This is a genomic window from Cyanobium sp. Aljojuca 7A6 (assembly GCF_024346455.1).
In the GTDB taxonomy this organism is placed as follows: Bacteria; Cyanobacteriota; Cyanobacteriia; order PCC-6307; family Cyanobiaceae; genus Cyanobium.
The window spans coordinates 1-17245 of the sequence record NZ_JAGQCY010000007.1 but is presented as its reverse complement, the minus strand read 5'-3'; the positions used below and the strand labels follow the sequence as shown (position 1 = coordinate 17245).

The following is a 17245-nucleotide window of genomic DNA, read 5'->3' as shown; positions in this document are numbered from 1 at the left end:
CCGTTGCCGCGCCCTCCGGTGGTTTCTGCCTCGACTCCGTCCTTCTCGGTGCCGGAGGCCCTGCGCAAGGAGGGCCTGAGCCAGGGCGATTACGACGAGATTGTGCGTCGCCTCGGGCGGCCCCCCAACCGGGCCGAACTGGGCATGTTCGGGGTGATGTGGTCGGAGCACTGCTGCTACCGCAACTCCCGCCCCCTGCTGGGCCAGTTCCCCACCACCGGCCCGCGCATCCTGGTGGGGCCGGGCGAGAACGCCGGTGTGGTGGATCTGGGTGAGGGGCAACGGCTGGCTTTCAAGATCGAGAGCCACAACCACCCCTCGGCCGTGGAGCCCTTCCAGGGGGCGGCCACCGGGGTGGGGGGCATCCTGCGGGACATCTTCACCATGGGGGCGCGCCCGATCGCCCTGCTCAACGCCCTGCGCTTCGGGCCGCTGGAAGACGAACGCAACGTGGGGTTGATGGAGGGGGTGGTGGCCGGCATTGCCCATTACGGCAACTGCGTGGGGGTGCCGACGGTGGGGGGGGAGGTGGCTTTTGACCCCAGCTATGGCGGCAACCCACTGGTGAACGCCATGGCCCTGGGCCTGATGGAAACCGACGACATCGTCTGCTCCGGGGCGGTGGGCGTGGGCAATCCGGTGGTCTACGTGGGCAGCACCACCGGCCGTGATGGCATGGGCGGCGCCAGCTTCGCCAGCGCCGAGCTCACCGAGGCCTCCCTCGACGACCGGCCCGCCGTCCAGGTGGGCGATCCCTTCCTGGAGAAGGGGCTGATCGAGGCCTGCCTGGAGGCCTTCCAGAGCGGCGATGTGGTGGCGGCCCAGGACATGGGCGCCGCCGGCCTCACCTGCAGCTGCTCGGAGATGGCGGCCAAGGGTGGGCTGGGCATCGAGCTCGACCTCGATCGGGTGCCGGCGCGGGAGAGCGGCATGACCGCCTACGAATTCCTGCTGAGCGAATCCCAGGAGCGGATGCTGTTCGTGGTGGCGGCGGGGCGGGAGGAGCCCCTGATGGAGCGCTTCCGCCGCTGGGGCCTGCAGGCGGCGGTGGTGGGCCGGGTGCTGCAGGAGAACGTGGTGCGGGTGCTGCAGTACGGCGCGGTGGCGGCCGAGGTGCCCGCCAGCGCCCTGGCGGACGACACCCCCATCAACCACCACGAGCTGCTGGCCGAACCCCCGGCCGAGATTCAGGCCCACTGGACCTGGAGCGAAGCCGAGCTGCCGGCGGCCTCGGCCGGCGGACTTTCCTTGGCTGAGGGAGCGCTGGGCTGGGGCGACGCGCTGCTGCGGCTGCTGGATGACCCCACCATCGCCAGCAAGCGCTGGGTGTACCGCCAGTACGACCACCAGGTGCAGGCCAACACCGTGGTGCTGCCCGGCGGTGCCGATGCGGCGGTGGTTCGGCTGCGGCCCCAGCAGGGGCCGGGGGCGATGGCGGCGGCAACGCGTGGCGTGGCGGCGACGGTTGACTGCCCCAACCGCTGGGTGGCGCTCGATCCGGAGCGGGGCGCCATGGCGGCGGTGGCGGAGGCGGCCCGCAACCTCTCCTGCACCGGGGCAGAACCCCTGGCCGTCACCGACAACCTCAATTTTCCTTCCCCCGACACCGCCACCGGCTACTGGCAGCTGGCGATGGCCTGCCGCGGCCTGTCGGAGGCCTGCAGCGCCCTGGCCACGCCGGTCACCGGCGGCAACGTCTCGCTGTACAACGAGACCCGCCTGCCGGATGGCCGCATGCAGCCGATCCACCCCACCCCGGTGGTGGGCATGGTGGGGCTGGTGCACGACCTGGCCCACGTGACGGGGCTGGCCTGGCGCCAGGCCGGTGATGCCATCTGGCTGCTGGGGGTGCCGCTCCAGGAGATCGGCGACGGGAGCCTGGGGCTGGGGGGCAGCAGCTACCTGGAGGTGGTGCACGGCCGGCTCACGGGCCGCCCGCCCCTGGTGGATCTGGCCCTGGAGGGGCGGGTGCAGGGTTTCCTGCGCCAGGCCATTGGCGCCGGTCTGGTGTGCTCCGCCCACGACCTCTCCGATGGTGGTCTGGCGGTGGCGGCGGCGGAGGCCTGCATCGCCTCCGGCCTGGGGGCCCGCTTGGAGCTGCCCGCCGGTGCGGCGCGGCCCGATCGGCTGCTGTTTGCCGAAGGCGGGGCGCGGTTGCTGGTGAGCGTGGCGCCCGAGCAGGAGACGGCCTGGCGCGCGGCCCTGGCTGAGGCTGATCAGGCTGGTGCGTCCGTTCCGGCCCAGCGCCTCGGCACCGTGACAGCGGATGGGTGCCTGGGCCTGGCCCGGGGCGGCCAGCCGCTGCTGGAGCTGGCGGTGGAGCAGCTGCGCGACACCTACGAGCAGGCGATCCCTGACCGGTTGCGGAAAGCCGGGCCCCCACCCGACAGGTAATGGGCGAAGATGAACTTTCCCCCAGAGTGAGACACCCCGTGCCCTGCGCCGATCAACGCGATGCGCAGCCCACGGGAATCACCGAGAGCGACCGCCCCGACAAGCCGGAGGAGGCCTGCGGCGTGTTCGCCGTGCTGGCTCCGGGTCAGGCGGTGGCCAATCTCACCTACTTCGGGCTGTACGCCCTGCAGCACCGGGGCCAGGAGTCGGCTGGCATCGCCGTCTTCGACGATGTGAAGGTGCGGCTGCACAAGGACATGGGCCTGGTGAGCCAGGTGTTCGACCAGGGCTTGCTGGAGCGGATGCCGGGCCAGCTGGCCGTGGGCCACAACCGCTATTCCACCACCGGCAGCAGCAAGGTCTGCAACGCCCAGCCGGTGGTGCTGATGACGCGCCTGGGGCCGCTGGCCCTGGCCCACAACGGCAACCTGGTGAATGCGGCGGAGCTGCGGGTCTCGCTCGACCACATGGCCGGCGAGTTCACCTCCACCACCGACTCGGAGCTGATCGCCTTCGCGCTGCAGGAGGCGGTGGATTCCGGCCTGGGCTGGAATGCGGCGATCCGGGCGGCGGCGGCCCGCTGCCGCGGCGCCTTCAGCCTGGTGATCGGCACCCCTGACGGCCTGTTCGCCCTGCGGGACGGCCACGGCATAAGGCCGCTGGTGTTCGGGATGCTGGGCGAACCGGAGCAGGGCCAGTGGGTGGCCAGCAGCGAGAGCTGCGGCCTCGACATCATCGGCGCCAGCTTTGTGGATGACGTCCAGCCCGGTGAGCTGATCCACTTCCGCCAGGCCGATCCGATCCCCGAGCGGCAGCGCTGGTGCGAGGAGCCCAGCAAGTTGTGCGTCTTCGAGATGATCTACTTCGCCCGTCCCGACAGCCGCTTCTTCGGCGAATCGCTGTACAGCTACCGGGTGCGGATCGGCGAGGTGCTGGCCCGGGAGAACCCCGTGGCGGCCGACATCGTGATCGGTGTGCCCGATTCGGGCATCCCGGCGGCGATCGGCTATTCGCACACCAGCGGCATCCCCTTCGCCGATGGCCTGATCAAGAACCGCTACGTGGGCCGCACCTTCATCCAGCCCACCCAGGCGATGCGGGAGGCGGGCATCCGGGTGAAGCTCAACCCCCTGCCGGATGTGCTCTCCGGCAAGCGGGTGGTGGTGATCGACGACTCGATCGTGCGCGGCACCACCAGCCGCAAGCTGGTGGCGGCCCTGCGGGATGCCGGTGCCACCGAGGTGCACATGCGGATCAGCTCGCCCCCTGTCACCCACCCCTGCTTCTACGGCATCGACACCGACACCCAGGACCACCTGATCGCCGCCCGGCTGACGCTGGAGGAGATCGAGCGGCACCTCGGCGTCGACTCACTCAGCTACCTGAGCAAGGAGGGCATGGTGGAGGCGGCCCAGGCCAACTCCAGCCATTTCTGCACCGCCTGCTTCGACGGCAACTACCCGATCGAGATGGATGAGGAGGTGCGCAACAGCAAGCTGATGCTCGAGCCCACCGGCCTGGCGGCGCGGGTGTAGGCCCGGCGGCCGGCCCCAGCATGCGCATCGCCTTTCTCGATTCCTGGCTGCAGGACGTGGCCGAGGGCAGCGGCACCGCGGCCGCCATCGGCGGCCTGGCCGGGGCTCTAGTCGCCCGGGGCCACCAGGTGGAGCGCCTGGTGCCCGAGGGGGCCTGGCCTGGAAATCTGCTGCTGCGCCGCCTCTGGTTCAACCTCAGCCTGCCCCGCCGCCTGGCGGCCGCCGCGGGCCGCTACGACCTGGTGGTGGGCTTCGACATCGACGGCTTTCGGGTGGCGCACCGCTGCCCGGTGCCCTACGTGTGCTGCATCAAGGGAGTGCTGGCGGAGGAGTCGCGCTGCGAGAGCGGCTGGCCGCGGCGGATGCTCTGGGGTCTGTCGCGGCTGGAGCGCCTCAACGCCCGCCGGGCGCCGCTGGTGTTCTCCACCAGCCGCTACTGCTGCGCACGCATCGAAGAGCACTACGGGGTGCCGGCGGGGCGGCTGCGGCTGGTGCCGGAGGGCATCGACACCGGGCTGTGGAACCCGGCGGGTGCGGACGCTGCTGCCCTGGCCGCCCTGGATGGGGCCCGCGAGCCCCACACGGTGCTTTGCGTGGCGCGGCAGTACCCGCGCAAGCGGGTGGGGGATCTGATCACGGCCTTCCAGAGCGTGCACGCCCGGCTGCCGAGTGCCCGGCTGGTGGTGATCGGCGACGGGCCGGAGCACGGGGCGCTGCGGGAGCTGGTGCAGCGGCTGGGGCTGGGGGCGATGGTGCAGCTGTTGGGGGCCCTGGCCGACGACGGGGCCGTGCGGGAGTGGTACCGGCGTAGCGCGGTGTTCTGCCTGCCGTCGATCCAGGAGGGCTTCGGGATCGTGTTTCTTGAGGCGATGGCCAGTGGGCTGCCGGTGGTGAGCACCACGGCCACGGCGATACCGGAGGTGGTGCCCCACGGCCGGGCCGGCCTGCTGGTGCCGCCGCGGGATCCTCAGGCGCTGGCCGAGGCCCTGCTGAAGTTGCTCACCGATCCCGAACTGCAGGCCCGCTGCCGCGCCTACGGCCGCGAGCACGTAACGCCCTTCAGCTGGGACCGGGTGGCGGAACGGTTTCTGGAGGCGGTGTCGCCCCAGGCGCCTGCCGGATCGTGACCAGTCCGCGGCTGCGGCCCGAGGTGGAGTCGACGGTGCGGATCGCCTTCCACAGGTCGGCGACCGGGACCCACACCGAGGGGTAGCGGTAGCGGGCCACATCGAGGATCAGCACCCTGTCGGAGGGGGCATGGAAGGCCGCCAGCGGCGCGATGTGGCCGCCGCCGGCCTGGCCGAGGGCCGGGCGCAGGTAGTTGGCCAGCAGGCGGTCGCCGGGCTGGCTGAGGTTGGCGCGCAGCAGGGCGCGGAACTGCTCGAGGCTGAGCTGGTCGCCGTGGATCGCTTCGGCTGTCACCCCGTGGGCCTCCAGCAGGCCGGCCAGCTCGGCCAGGGTCATGCCCTGGCGCCGCACCACCTCGGCGCTCACCACCGTGCGGCCGGCCGGCACCTCGAAGACGTTCTCCTGGGTCCAGAAGCGGTAACGGCCGTAGCCCGGCACGGCGGGGGCGGGCACGGCCAGGCTGTTGAGCACCATGGCGGCACTGGCCACACCGCAGTAGGCGAGGTTGGCCTGGGTGAGGAACTGTTCGGCCAGGGGGCCGTAGTCGGCCCGCTCTCTGCTGGCCACCAGCAGCTCCATGCCCGCCGGCTCCATCAGGGGGATCGGCGCGGCACGCAGCGGCGCCGCCAGGGCCAGCGACAGCAGCACCAGGCCGGGGAACGGGAGGATCGAGCGCGATGGCATGGGATCGAAGGTAGGGGAGCCATTGCTGGGCTGGGGGTCAGCCCAGCTCCAGGCAGGCCAGCCCATACACGTCCGCCAGCGACACGGCCGGCGGTACGCCCCGGTACATGCGCAACGTGCGGGAGGCCGGGGTGAACCCCAGCGACGCCAGCAGCGGGGCGGCGGCGGCATTGGCGCCGGGGGCATCGATCAGCACCGTGCCGGGATGGCGCTGCAGCAGGCCTTCGAGCAGGGTCCGGGCGGCGGCAGGGCTGTCCGCCACCAGGGGCCCGACGCGCCAGCCGTCGCCGTCGGGAAGCAGGCAGGGCCGCACCCGGCCGAAGCCGTGGCAGGCGCCGCTGCGATCCACCAGGGCCAGCACGGTGCCGGCCGGATGCCGCAGCCACTGGCGCAGGAAGTGGGGGCGGGGCGAGGGTTCCCGCTCGGCATCGAAACGCTGCACGGCGGCGGCTGGGATGGCGCCGCCCTCCAGCAGGCACCAGGGGGGCTCCGGCGCGGCGGGCGGCGGGGCGGGGTTGTCTGTGGCGGCGAGCCGCTGCCAGCGGGTGGTGGGGGAGGCGGGCGCGAAGCCCCAGCCGGCGTAGTCGTCGATCCGGTCGGGGGCGGCCTCCAGGCCGACGCAGGGAACGTCGGCCAGGTGCTGGAGGGCGTGGCGCCACAGCTGCACCCCGTAGCCCCGGCCCCGCTGGGCGGGCACCACCAGGAACAGGCCGATGAAGCCGTAGGCGGCGTTGTAGCGGACACCGGCGATGCACCCCACCGGCTCGTCACCGAGCCAGCCCACCCAGAGGCCCTGGCGATCGGTCTGGCGGTAGATGGCCACATCGCCCACCCCCGGCGCGAAGCCCTCCCGCCTGGCCCAGCCAGTGATGGCGGGGATGTCGGCGCTCTGCAGGGGACGGATGGCGAGGGGGGAGCTCACCAGATCGTCTCCAGCTCCGGAATGGCGCGGAGCTTCTCGTCGGCGCTGATCAGGGGCCGGCGGCCCTGCAGGGCCGTGGCGGCGATGAGGCGATCGGCCGGGTCGCCATGGCGGAACTGGGGGCCCCGGGAGAGCAGGGCGATCTCGGCGGTGATCGGCAGCACCTCCAGCCGCAGGGCTTCGAGCAGGCGGCGCAGGTAGAGGGCCGGGGGCACGTCGTCCGGCAGGCTCAGGCGTCCGCGCTCGTGGAGCAGGGCCAGCTCCCAGAGGCTGATGTCGGCGATGGCCAGCTGCCCTTGGGCGCGCCCCTGCTCCAGAGCCGCCGCGGCACGGCGGGACAGCCGGGCCGGCTCATGGGCCCAGAACAGCAGCACATGGGTGTCACAGATGGTCAGCATCACCGGTGCCTTCGAGATCGGCGTCGCCATCGGCGATCGGGGCGACGACATCCCCCAGGGTGACGCTGCCGCCCAGCCCTTCCAGCCAGCGGCGGGCCTCCTCGGCCGGGTCGTGTTCCGGCTCGATGCGGGCAATCACCCGCCCGTGGGAGGTGACCTGAATCGCTTCCCCGGCCTGCACGCGCTTGAGCCAGGCCGGCAGGTTCTGGCGCAGGTGGGTCACCGAGACGCGCGCCATGGAGGGCGTCTGTACATGGGGTCTGTACAGATTAGGGGGAGTGGGCCCGGCTGGGGAACTCTCAAGAGGCCCCCAAACTCTCGAGCCCATGGCCGACGCCAGCCGCGCCCCAGGCCTGATCCAGCGCTATCGCGAAGAGCTGCAGATGCGCCATTACGCCCGCCGCACCGTGAACACCTACGAGCAGTGGCTGCGGCGATTCCTCCGGTTTCACGGCAGGCGCCACCCGCGCGAGATGGGCAGCGCCGAGGTGAACGCCTTCCTGAGCCACCTGGCGGTGGAGCTGCAGGTGAGCGCCTCCACCCAGAACCAGGCGCTGGCGGCGCTGCTGTTTCTGTACCGGGAGCTGCTGGAGCGGGATCTGGAGCTGGAGGGGGTGGTGCGGGCGCGAACACGGCGCCGGCTGCCGGTGGTGCTCAGCGAAGCGGAGGTGCGGGCGGTGCGCCAACAACTGGAGGGAGAGGCGGCACTGGTGGTGGGGCTGCTCTACGGCAGTGGCCTCCGGTTGATGGAGGCGCTGCGCCTGCGCGTGAAGGATCTCGATGTTCAGCGACGGGAGCTCACGGTGCGCGACGGCAAGGGCGGCAAGGACCGGCTGACGCTGCTGCCGCAGAGCCTGGTGCCCGAGCTGCAGGAGCATCTGCGGAGGGTGCGCCAGCTGCATCAGGGTGATCTGGCGGCGGGCTGGGGCCGGGTGGTGATGCCCTACGCCCTGGCGAGGAAATACCCGAAGGCGGATCGGGAGTGGGCCTGGCAATGGGTGTTTCCCCAACAAAACCGCTGGCGAGACCGGGCCTCAGGAACCCAGGGCCGCCACCACCTCGATCCGAGCGTGGTGCAGAAGGCTGTGAAGCTGGCTGTGGCTGAGGCGGGGCTGACGAAAGCGGCCAGCTGCCATACCTTCCGCCACTCCTTCGCGACCCACCTGTTGGAACGGGGGCAAGACATCCGCACGATCCAGGAACTGCTGGGCCATCAGGATGTGAGCACCACCATGATCTACACCCATGTGCTGAACCGAGGGCCGCTGGCTGTCTGCAGTCCAGCAGACTTGATGTAGTCATGGCTACATGTGGTTATCGGACCCGTGAACCACTGCCAAAAGACTTGGCCATCCAATTAAGATCGCTGTGCAGGAAAGGATTTTCGTCCGATGTTTCGCTGGCGTCAGCTGTGGTTCACGGAAAGGGGCGCAGGAAGTTCTGTGGTTCACGGAACCGCCCAATAAAGAGTTAGGCGAATCAGGAGATGGCTACGGTGACCAAAGAACTAAACCTCGCAAACAGTCTCTTTCTAGGGCTTAACGACAAGCGCGGGATTCTAATCTGTGGCTACGAGTGGGGGTTCAGCTTAGATGATCAGCGTCTTTTTGCAGAAGGGAACCCTGCGCCATTTTTTGATCCAGATGCAGAGACCACCTTCTCAAATAAAACACCGGCACATGGAAGTCGCGCATTGGCATGGCGCTATGACAATCGCATACACCGGTGGTTCGAGCTATGGGGGCATCCGCTAGATCGTGAGGGCCTGGGCGGCCCCTTTGAAAAATGCATTGTGCAGACCAACTGGTGTAATACCAATGGACACCACATTGAGGGGAGCTTTAACTCCAAGCTTTCTGATCCTGCGCAGGTTGATAACTTCCTATTCCTCGTGTCGGAGCTGGATCCAGCCGTAATCCTCTTCATGGGGTCTGTAATGATTGACGTTCTTCAGAAGTCGTCGATCTTGGCTCGATTTTCCGCGATTGTAGGCGCGGAGACCAATCCGCTACGAAAAGTACAGAAGGAGTTTTCTGGCCGCAGATTCAGGATTGGCTTCCAAAGCTTTCAGAGGTGCAGCATAGTGTCCCTGCCGCACCCCAGCAGTTCGCGAGGCCTAAGCGACAGCTACATTGCACTTTTCGGCAATGAGATTGGCAATTTGATATCATCAGTTAGGTGCACCAAGAGCGCAATCGCCTAACACCGCCATGCACCAGAGCCGCCGCCGGATGGTTACTATCTATAGTCCAGTATCACTGCGGCCTGGTGATGGCGAGCGTTAGGCAGATGGGAGTAGTCTCAAGATGAACCTCGGACGAATCGAAACTGAGCGCAAGAGTGGGTTAGAGCCTCTGCACGCGAATGGCGCACCTCTAGGTGTCTCCCTGCACCAGTTCTGGCAATGGTCAGGCTCGGATCTCATCAGCAACTCGCAGCGTGGCATCCTTGCTGAGTTTCTGGTAGCGCATGCGCTGGGTGCCGATAGCGGCGTTCAAACTGAGTGGGATGCCTACGATTTGGTCACCGATTCCGGCATTAAAGTTGAGGTCAAGGCTTCAGGCTTTATTCAGTCCTGGGCCCAAGCGAGGCTCTCGAGCGTTGGCTTCGACATTGCTCCCAAGCTCAGCTGGGATGCCTCAACGAACATTTCGGCTACAGAAGCAGCCAGGCCAGCTGACGTCTACGTCTTCGCAGTTCATGCCCACATCGCACAGGAATCGATCGATCCGCTCAATGTGAATCAGTGGGAGTTCTATGTGCTCGGAACGCCCGTACTTAACGAATCGTGTAGTAACCAAAAGATGATCTCTCTAGGCACGCTTCAGAGGCTTTGCCCAACAGCGGTTTCATTTGAGGACCTCCCCGGAGCTGTGGCACGAGCAGCCGGCCCAAACGGATCCACTTCAGCGAGGACCGCCTAACATCAAGATTCAGCGGACGGGAGCAAGAGTTACCAACTTGCGATCCAGCTTCAAGCCCGCCGCTGATCTTGAGCGTTCGGCCTGCCCGTCAACAGCCTTAAGAACCCATTGCGTTTTTCATGTTAGTAGCTCTGTCGGTATCACTCCGGCGAGACTCCTGGTCAGTCGCCCATGCGCATCGAAGGCTGCTCCGTTGCCTCTGGCTGCCTCGGCTTGCTCGGCCTAGAATCCCTGTCAAGCTAAGCCCCTCTATGGCATCGTCTGAATCCAAACCCACAGACCTCGCCAATCAAGAAGCCCTCTGGAAGGCTGCTGATACTCTTCGAGGTCAAATCGACGCAGCCGAATACAAGCATGTTGTCTTAGGTCTGCTATTTCTTAAGTACATTTCAGATTCTTTCGCAGCTCGCAGAGATGAGCTGCAAGCTGAGTTGGAAGCTGATGGCATCACAGGGCAGCAACTAGAAAGCCTTCTGGAGAGCCGCGACGAATACACCGCCGAACGGGTCTTCTGGGTGCCCCCAGAGGCACGCTGGCAGAACCTTCAGAACCAGGCCGCGCGCGCAGACATCTCAACGCTGATCGACGACGCCATCCTCGCAGTAGAGCGAGACAACCCGGGCCTCAAGGGAAAGCTGCCGCGGGACTACGCCCGCCGCGGCATTGCTCCGGAGAAGATGAAGGGGCTGATCGAACTGATCGCGGACGTCGGCTTCAAGGGCGACCGCGCCAAGGCCCGCGACACCCTTGGCCGCGTATACGAATACTTCCTCGGTAAGTTCGCCCAGGCCGAGGGCAAGCTCGGTGGCGAGTTCTTCACGCCACGCTGCATCGTCCGGCTACTGGTCGAGATGCTCGAACCCTACGAAGGTCGCGTCTACGACCCCTGCTGCGGCTCGGCGGGCATGTTCGTGCAGTCGGAACGCTTCGTGGAAGCGCACGGCGGTCAGAAGACCGACATCTCGATCTTCGGCCAGGAGTCGAACCCCACCACCTGGCGGCTGGCACACATGAACCTCGCCATCCGCGGCATTGAAGCCAATCTCGGCAGCCAGCCCGCCGACAGCTTCCTGCGCAACCTCCACCCCGACCTCAAGGCCGACTACATCCTCGCTAATCCGCCGTTCAACATCTCTGACTGGTCCGGCAAGCTATTAGGCGACGACGGGCGCTGGCGATACGGCACGCCGCCTGTCGGCAACGCCAACTACGCCTGGATCCAGCATTTTATCCACCACCTCGCGCCGCCCAATGGCCGCGGCGGAGGGGTGGCAGGCTTCGTCATGGCCAACGGCTCGCTCTCCACCGGCTCCGGCGGCGAGGGCGAGATCCGCGAACGCATCGTCAAGGCCGACCTGGTGGATTGCATCGTCGCGCTGCCGGCCCAGCTCTTCCTCACCACCGGCATCCCCGCCTGCCTCTGGTTCCTTACACGCGACAAGAGTGGAAGGAACCTCAAGCACGGCGGACGCGAGCGGAATGGCGAGACCCTCTTCATCAACGCCCACAAGCTCGGCACCCTGAAGACCCGGACGCTGCGCGTCCTCACCGGAGGCGACGACGGCGAGAGCATGCTGGCCGACGGCATGGGCGACCCAAACTTCGATTCCGACCTCGGCCGCATCGTTTACGCCTTCCGCCAGTGGCGCGGTGAGCCTGCGCCCGCCTGGTGGAACGAGGCCCAGCACGGCGCGTGGAAGTACCGTGACATCCCCGGCTTCTGCAAGGCCGAGACGATCGCGGGCATAGACAAGCGCGGCTTCGTGCTCACACCCGGCCGCTACGTGGGCGCCGAGGAGCAGGAGGACGATGGCGAGCCGTTCGCGGAGAAGTACCCGCGCCTGCTGGCGGAGTTGGAGGAGTGCTTTGGGGAGAGCGAACGGTTTACAGCGGTGGTTCGAGAGCAGCTCACAAGGGTCCAAGCAGATGAATGATGCTTGTCGCCCCACGCTTGGCAGTTACATCCATGTGAAGCATGGCTTCGCATTCAAGGGTGAGTATTTCACTGACGAGACGACCCCAGACGTACTCGTCACACCAGGCAACTTTGCCATCGGTGGTGGCTTCCAAGACACCAAATTGAAGTATTACGCGGGACCGGTGCCTGATGACTACGTCCTTCAGGCTGGCGATCTGGTTGTGACGATGACCGATCTCAGCAAGGCTGGCGATACTCTTGGCTATCCTGCTCTGATCCCCGAATCTGTCGGTAGACGCTACCTGCACAATCAGCGAGTAGGGCTCATCGAGATCAAACACGATGCCGAGGCGGATAAGCGCTTTCTATTCTATCGGCTACGTGCGGACGACTATAGACACCACATTCTGGCCACCGCGTCAGGATCGTCGGTGCGCCACACATCCCCCGGTCGTATTTGCGAGTTTGAAACTACGCTACCTCCGATTGATGAACAACGCGCCATCGCCGGAGTCCTTGGCGCGCTGGATGACAAGATCGAACAGAACCGGCAGACCGCGCGGGCGCTGGAGCGGCTGGGGCGGGCGATCTTCCGGGCGTGGTACGTGGACTTCGAGCCGGTCAAGGCCAAGGCCGAAGGCAGCTCTGCCTTTCCCGGAATGCCCCAGCCTGTCTTCGACGCCCTTCCAACCCGCTTCGTAGATTCCGCCATAGGCCCTGTTCCGCTGGGGTGGGAGATAAAGCCTCTCGATAGCGTCGCAGAGTTTCTCAACGGACTGGCACTCCAGAAGTACCCTCCACGCGAGGACGGCACCGATCTCCCGGTCATCAAGATCGCCCAGCTTCGCAAGGGTTCAACGGAAGGAGCCGACACTTCCAACGATTCCATCAGCGAGATTTACAAGATACGGGACGGCGACCTGCTGTTCTCTTGGTCCGGAACGCTTGAAGCGGCTTTTTGGTTTGGCGGTCCTGGAGCATTGAATCAGCACTTGTTCAAGGTAACTTCGGACGAGTACCCACAATGGCTGGTATTCGAGTGGGTCCAGCATCATCTGCCAGAATTTCGCCTCATCGCCGCGAGCAAGGCAACAACCATGGGCCACATCAAGCGGGGCCATCTGAGCCAAGCGCTTGTGGCGGTGCCGCCGCCTATGTTTCTAGAACGAAGCAATCAGGTGATCGCGCCTTTGTTCGAGATTCGCGCGATGGCGCAACTTGAATCTCGCAGGCTTGCCGAAATGCGCGACTATTTGCTTCCTAAGCTCTTGAGTGGCCAGTTGCGTGTGGAGGTGCGCCATGGTTGAACCCTCCACAGCCCCTGCGCGCTTTCAGATGGTCGGCGCCCGCGCGGCGGTGCTCGATGGCCCCATCTCCGAGACAATCGAACAGCAGATCCACGCCATAGAGAACGCGCTGGAAAGCGTGCCCGACTTCGCCTTCGACCTCTCCAAGACGCTGGTCGAGTCGGTGTGCAAGACGGTGCTCGCAGACATCGGTCAGCAGGCGGACACAAACTGGGACGCGCCGAAGCTCCTTAGGGAGACCACCAACCGCCTGGCGCTGCTGCCGCGCAACCATCCCGACCCGACCAAGGCGCGCGAATCGGTAGAGAAGACGATCCGCGGGCTGCTCCAGACCATCCAAGGACTGTGTGAACTCCGGAACGGTTACGGCATGGCCTCCCATGGCCGCGACGGCTTCTCCGCCCGGCTTGATCTTCGACAGGCCACGCTTGCGGCCCAGGCAGCGGACACCATCGTGTCGTTTCTCTACCGCATCCACCGCGATGCGCTGATGCAGACGCCCGGCGCGCGCGTGTACTACGAGGACCACACCGACTTCAATGAGGCTTTTGACCGTGACAATGAATTGATACGGCTAGGTGAACTTGAACTGTTGCCGAGTCGGGTGCTGTTCCACGGCGATCGAGAGGCGTACAAGGCCGCGCTGAACGAGTACCTCTCCGAAGGCAGTGGAGCCGGCATCGGCGCCACCGCTGCTGAGCCCGGTGATGACGGGCAGGAGGCCGAATGACGATGCCCTCACCCACCGAACAGCTCGTCGAAGATGTCGCCGCCGTCTACTTCGGGGCCGTCGGCGCTGCGATCAAGCGCGGTGTCGAGATCGACGACGCCGGCGAGCGCGGCAGTGCGACGGAAGTCCTACTGAAGGGCCGCCTCGGCGCGGCACTGCATCGTCTCAATCCCGATCTGCCGCACGAGTCCATAGAGGAGGTCGTGCGCATCCTTTCGCGCCCCCCGCACCCGACGCTGATCCAGAACAACCGCTGGTTCCACGGCCTGCTCAGCGATGGCGTCGAGATCGAATACCGCGACCCGAAGTCCGGCGAGACACGCGGCGGGCGGGCGCGGCTCGTGGACTTTGACAATCCGGCCGCGAACGAACTGCTGGCCGTGCGCCAGCTCAGTGTCGCCGGAGCGTCGGGCAAGATCATTCGCCCGGACCTGACCCTGTACCTGAACGGTCTGCCGGTCGCGGTCATCGAGTTGAAGGACCCGACCGACACCCAGGCCGACCTTGGCGTCGCCATTGACCAGCTCGACCGATACGCGCAAGCCGCGCCCGACCTGTTTTTGCCGAACATTGTGCTTGCGGTCTCGGACGGGATGCTGACCCGCGTCGGCTCGATCACCAGCGGGCGCAGCCGCTTCATGCCCTGGCGGCCGCTGGCCGACGACGGCGGCGGCGCGCCGACGCTGGAGGCGCTGATCCGCGGACTGTTCGAGCCGCGGGCGCTGGTGGACTATCTGCGAAACTGCGTCACCTTCGAGGAGAACGAACGCGGCGAGATCGCCAAGAAGATCGCGGGTTATCACCAGTTCCGCGCAATGCGCAAGGCGCGGGTCAGCGTGCTGGCGCGCCTCAAGCCGCCTTCGGGTGAGGGCGACGGACGCGGCGGCGTGATCTGGCACACGCAGGGCTCGGGCAAGTCGCTCACCATGCTGATGCTGGCGGGTGCGTTGATCCGAGAGCCACGCCTGACCAACCCGACGGTCGTCATGATTACCGACCGCAACGACCTGGAGGACCAGCTTTTCGACACCTTCGCCGCCGGGCGAGCGCTGCTGCGGCAGTCTCCGGTCCAGGCCGAGAGCCGCGAGCAGTTGAAGGCGCTGCTCGACCGCGCGGCGGGCGGCGTGTTGTTCACCACGATCCAGAAGTTCGCCGAGGCGCACGGCGTGATCTCGGAGCGTTCGAATGTGGTGGTGATGGCCGACGAGGCACACCGGAGCCAGTACGGCTTCGTCGAAGGCGGCGCTCGCTGGATGCGCGAGGGGCTGCCCAACGCCACTTTCGTCGGGTTCACCGGCACGCCGCTGGAGCGCGATGACAAGAACACGATCCACGTATTCGGCGAGTACGCCGATGTCTACGACATCCGCCAGGCGGTGGAAGACGGAGCCACGCGGCCGCTCTACTACGAGTCGCGCATCATCAAGCTTAGATTGGACGAGGCGGGCGCGCGTGTCGCCGAGGAAGAGGTCGAGTGCGTCGTTAACGCCGACCGTAGCGGGGAGCCGGCGCCGGACCGGATCCGCGTGCCGTTGGAGTTGCTGGTTGGCGCCCAAGAGCGCATTGAACGCCTTGCGGCATTCATCGTCGAGCATTGGGAGAAGCGCCGAGCCGCGATGGAAGGCAAGGCGATGGTCGTCACCATGAGCCGCGACATCGCTGCTCGGCTCTACGAGACGATTCGAGCGCTGCGCCCGGACTGGCACGACGCCGACGACGAGCGCGGGGCGATGAAGGTCGTCGTCACCGGCACGAGCGAAGATCCAGAGCCGCTGCGCCAGCATGTTCGCACCAAGGCGGCGCGCAAGCGCCTTGCAGAACGGTTCAAGGCTGCGGACGACGACCTGCGGCTGGTGATTGTTTGTGACATGTGGCTGACAGGCTTCGACTGCCCGCCCGCGCACACCATGTACCTGGACAAGCCACTGGCCGGGCACAACCTTATGCAAGCCATCGCGCGCGTGAACCGTGTTTACGGCGACAAGCCCGGCGGATTGATCGTGGACTTACTGGGGTTGGCCGACCAGTTGGCCGACGCCCTGGCGACGTACACCCAGGCCGGAGGAACGGGCGAGGCTGTCCGCAACGTGCAGGACGAGGCCGTCCCTGCGATGCAAGCTGCTTTCGAGAAGCTACTCAGCTTCTTCCACGGCTGCGCCTACGAGCCGGCGCTTGATGCCTCACCGCAGGATGTACTGCCGGTGTATCTGCGCGCGATCGATCATGTGTTCGGCCAGAACGACGGCTGGAAACGCCTGCGCACGCTGGTCAAGGAACTGTCGGCGGCCTTCGCACTTGCGGTGCCTCGCCCCGAGGCCGAAGCGATTACGCCGCATCTTGCCTTCTTCCAGCGTGTGGTGGCGATGATCCTTAAGCGGCTGGCCGATGATTCAGGCGGTGGCGTAGTCCACGCCCGCCAGCGTGACATCGACGCCGCTGTACGCCAGGTGATCGGCGGCGCGGTCGAAGCCGACGAGGTGATCGATTTGTTCGCTGTTGCGGGCCTGGCTGAAGCCCGCCTCGACATCCTGAGCGACGAATTCCTTGGGCGTGTGGCCGCACTGGAGCAGAAGAACCTGGCGCTGGAGACGCTGCGCAAACTGCTTAACGACCAGATACGCATCACGGAGCGCACGAACCTCGTGCAGAGCAGGAAGTTTCGCGTGGCGCTTGAAGACGCTATGCTTCGCTACACAAACAAGGCGATTACAACTGCCGAGATGATCACAAGATTGATCGATCTTGCAAAGACCCTTCGAGAAGTCCGTAACCAAGGGAAGGAACTGGGCCTAAGCAGTGAGGAAGTTGCATTCTACGACGCCTTGGCCGAAAGTGAGTCAGCTAGAACCGCAATGAAGAGTGACACTCTCCGATTGATGGCGCGTGAACTTGCCGAGATGGTTAAGAAAATGCCCAAGCTTGACTGGACGCAGCGCGAGTCAGTAAGAGCGGGCTTGCGGAGAAGTGTGCGGCGTTTGCTAGCAAAGTATGGCTATCCACCAGATCTTGCTGAAGATGCAACAGCTCTAGTATTGCGTCAGGCAGAGCTTTCGACTGTGGGCAGTGAATCATCAGTCTCTGCCGGAGATGCATAAGGAGGCCGAACAATCCGATGCACCTGACCCGCCGCCTATGGCATATCTTCATTCGCAGAGTGCCTGGCGGGCAGGTGATCGGAAGCGTTAGACAGACGAAAAGAGCGGGTTGCGCTTTCGTATCTCTTGGGATACAATGCTCCAATGGTGGAGGTTCGGGAGACGACTGCCTATGCCAATTGGTTTAGGGGGCTGCGTGATCGCGCAGCC

Annotated in this window: 14 protein-coding genes; 10 read left to right on the top strand and 4 right to left on the bottom strand. The window is 66.0% G+C overall.

Annotation, left to right across the window (positions count from 1 at the left end):
• Positions 1-18: 18 nt before the first annotated feature.
• The 3 genes from purL to KBY95_RS07930 are packed head-to-tail and all read left to right on the top strand — an operon-like array spanning position 19 to position 5056.
• A complete protein-coding gene (gene purL, locus KBY95_RS07940; protein ID WP_254964424.1) occupies positions 19-2394 on the top strand; it encodes a phosphoribosylformylglycinamidine synthase subunit PurL in 2376 nt (791 codons plus the stop codon).
• Complete coding sequence (gene purF, locus KBY95_RS07935) at positions 2394-3929, top strand: amidophosphoribosyltransferase (RefSeq protein WP_396094929.1); 1536 nt, start codon at positions 2394-2396, stop codon at positions 3927-3929. Before purL ends, purF begins: the two co-directional genes overlap by 1 nt.
• Positions 3930-3949: 20 nt before the next feature.
• On the top strand, positions 3950-5056 hold the full coding sequence (locus KBY95_RS07930; RefSeq protein WP_254964422.1) for a glycosyltransferase family 4 protein: 1107 nt from the start codon (positions 3950-3952) through the stop codon (positions 5054-5056).
• Here the strand turns inward: KBY95_RS07930 and KBY95_RS07925 are convergent.
• The 4 genes from KBY95_RS07925 to KBY95_RS07910 are packed head-to-tail and all read right to left on the bottom strand — an operon-like array spanning position 4989 to position 7299.
• Complete coding sequence (locus KBY95_RS07925) at positions 4989-5741, bottom strand: phytochelatin synthase family protein (protein ID WP_254964421.1); 753 nt, start codon at positions 5739-5741, stop codon at positions 4989-4991. The two genes, KBY95_RS07930 and KBY95_RS07925, sit on opposite strands and share 68 nt — an antisense overlap.
• A gap of 37 nt (positions 5742-5778) precedes the next feature.
• Positions 5779-6663 carry a GNAT family N-acetyltransferase gene (locus KBY95_RS07920; RefSeq protein ID WP_254964420.1) on the bottom strand — a complete coding sequence of 295 codons (885 nt, stop codon included), beginning with the start codon at positions 6661-6663 and terminating at the stop codon, positions 5779-5781.
• Complete coding sequence (locus tag KBY95_RS07915; protein ID WP_254964419.1) at positions 6660-7061, bottom strand: type II toxin-antitoxin system VapC family toxin; 402 nt, start codon at positions 7059-7061, stop codon at positions 6660-6662. Before KBY95_RS07915 ends, KBY95_RS07920 begins: the two co-directional genes overlap by 4 nt.
• Positions 7045-7299: a type II toxin-antitoxin system Phd/YefM family antitoxin gene (locus KBY95_RS07910; RefSeq protein ID WP_254964418.1), complete on the bottom strand. Its 255-nt coding sequence runs from the start codon at positions 7297-7299 to the stop codon at positions 7045-7047. Before KBY95_RS07910 ends, KBY95_RS07915 begins: the two co-directional genes overlap by 17 nt.
• Positions 7300-7387: 88 nt before the next feature.
• Here KBY95_RS07910 and KBY95_RS07905 point away from each other — a divergent pair, with 88 nt between their 5' ends.
• From KBY95_RS07905 to KBY95_RS07875, 7 genes are all read left to right on the top strand, one after another.
• Positions 7388-8359 carry an integron integrase gene (locus KBY95_RS07905; RefSeq protein ID WP_254964417.1) on the top strand — a complete coding sequence of 324 codons (972 nt, stop codon included), beginning with the start codon at positions 7388-7390 and terminating at the stop codon, positions 8357-8359.
• Positions 8360-8547: 188 nt separating this feature from the next.
• The gene (locus KBY95_RS07900; protein WP_254964416.1) at positions 8548-9264 is read left to right on the top strand and encodes a hypothetical protein; all 717 of its coding nucleotides are present in this window, start codon (positions 8548-8550) and stop codon (positions 9262-9264) included.
• Between the two features lie 103 nt (positions 9265-9367).
• On the top strand, positions 9368-9985 hold the full coding sequence (locus KBY95_RS07895; protein WP_254964415.1) for a hypothetical protein: 618 nt from the start codon (positions 9368-9370) through the stop codon (positions 9983-9985).
• A gap of 251 nt (positions 9986-10236) precedes the next feature.
• A complete protein-coding gene (locus KBY95_RS07890; RefSeq protein ID WP_254964414.1) occupies positions 10237-11919 on the top strand; it encodes a class I SAM-dependent DNA methyltransferase in 1683 nt (560 codons plus the stop codon).
• Entirely contained in the window at positions 11912-13210 is a 1299-nt protein-coding gene (locus tag KBY95_RS07885) for a restriction endonuclease subunit S (RefSeq protein ID WP_254964413.1), read from the top strand. The genes KBY95_RS07890 and KBY95_RS07885 overlap by 8 nt, the downstream gene beginning before the upstream one ends.
• Positions 13203-13940 (top strand): abortive infection family protein, encoded by a 738-nt coding sequence (locus KBY95_RS07880; RefSeq protein WP_254964412.1) that lies wholly within the window; start codon positions 13203-13205, stop codon positions 13938-13940. The genes KBY95_RS07885 and KBY95_RS07880 overlap by 8 nt, the downstream gene beginning before the upstream one ends.
• Before the next feature lie 2 nt (positions 13941-13942).
• Positions 13943-17035, top strand: a complete 3093-nt coding sequence (locus KBY95_RS07875) for a type I restriction endonuclease subunit R (protein ID WP_254964411.1) — start codon at positions 13943-13945, stop codon at positions 17033-17035.
• Positions 17036-17245: the final 210 nt, after the last annotated feature.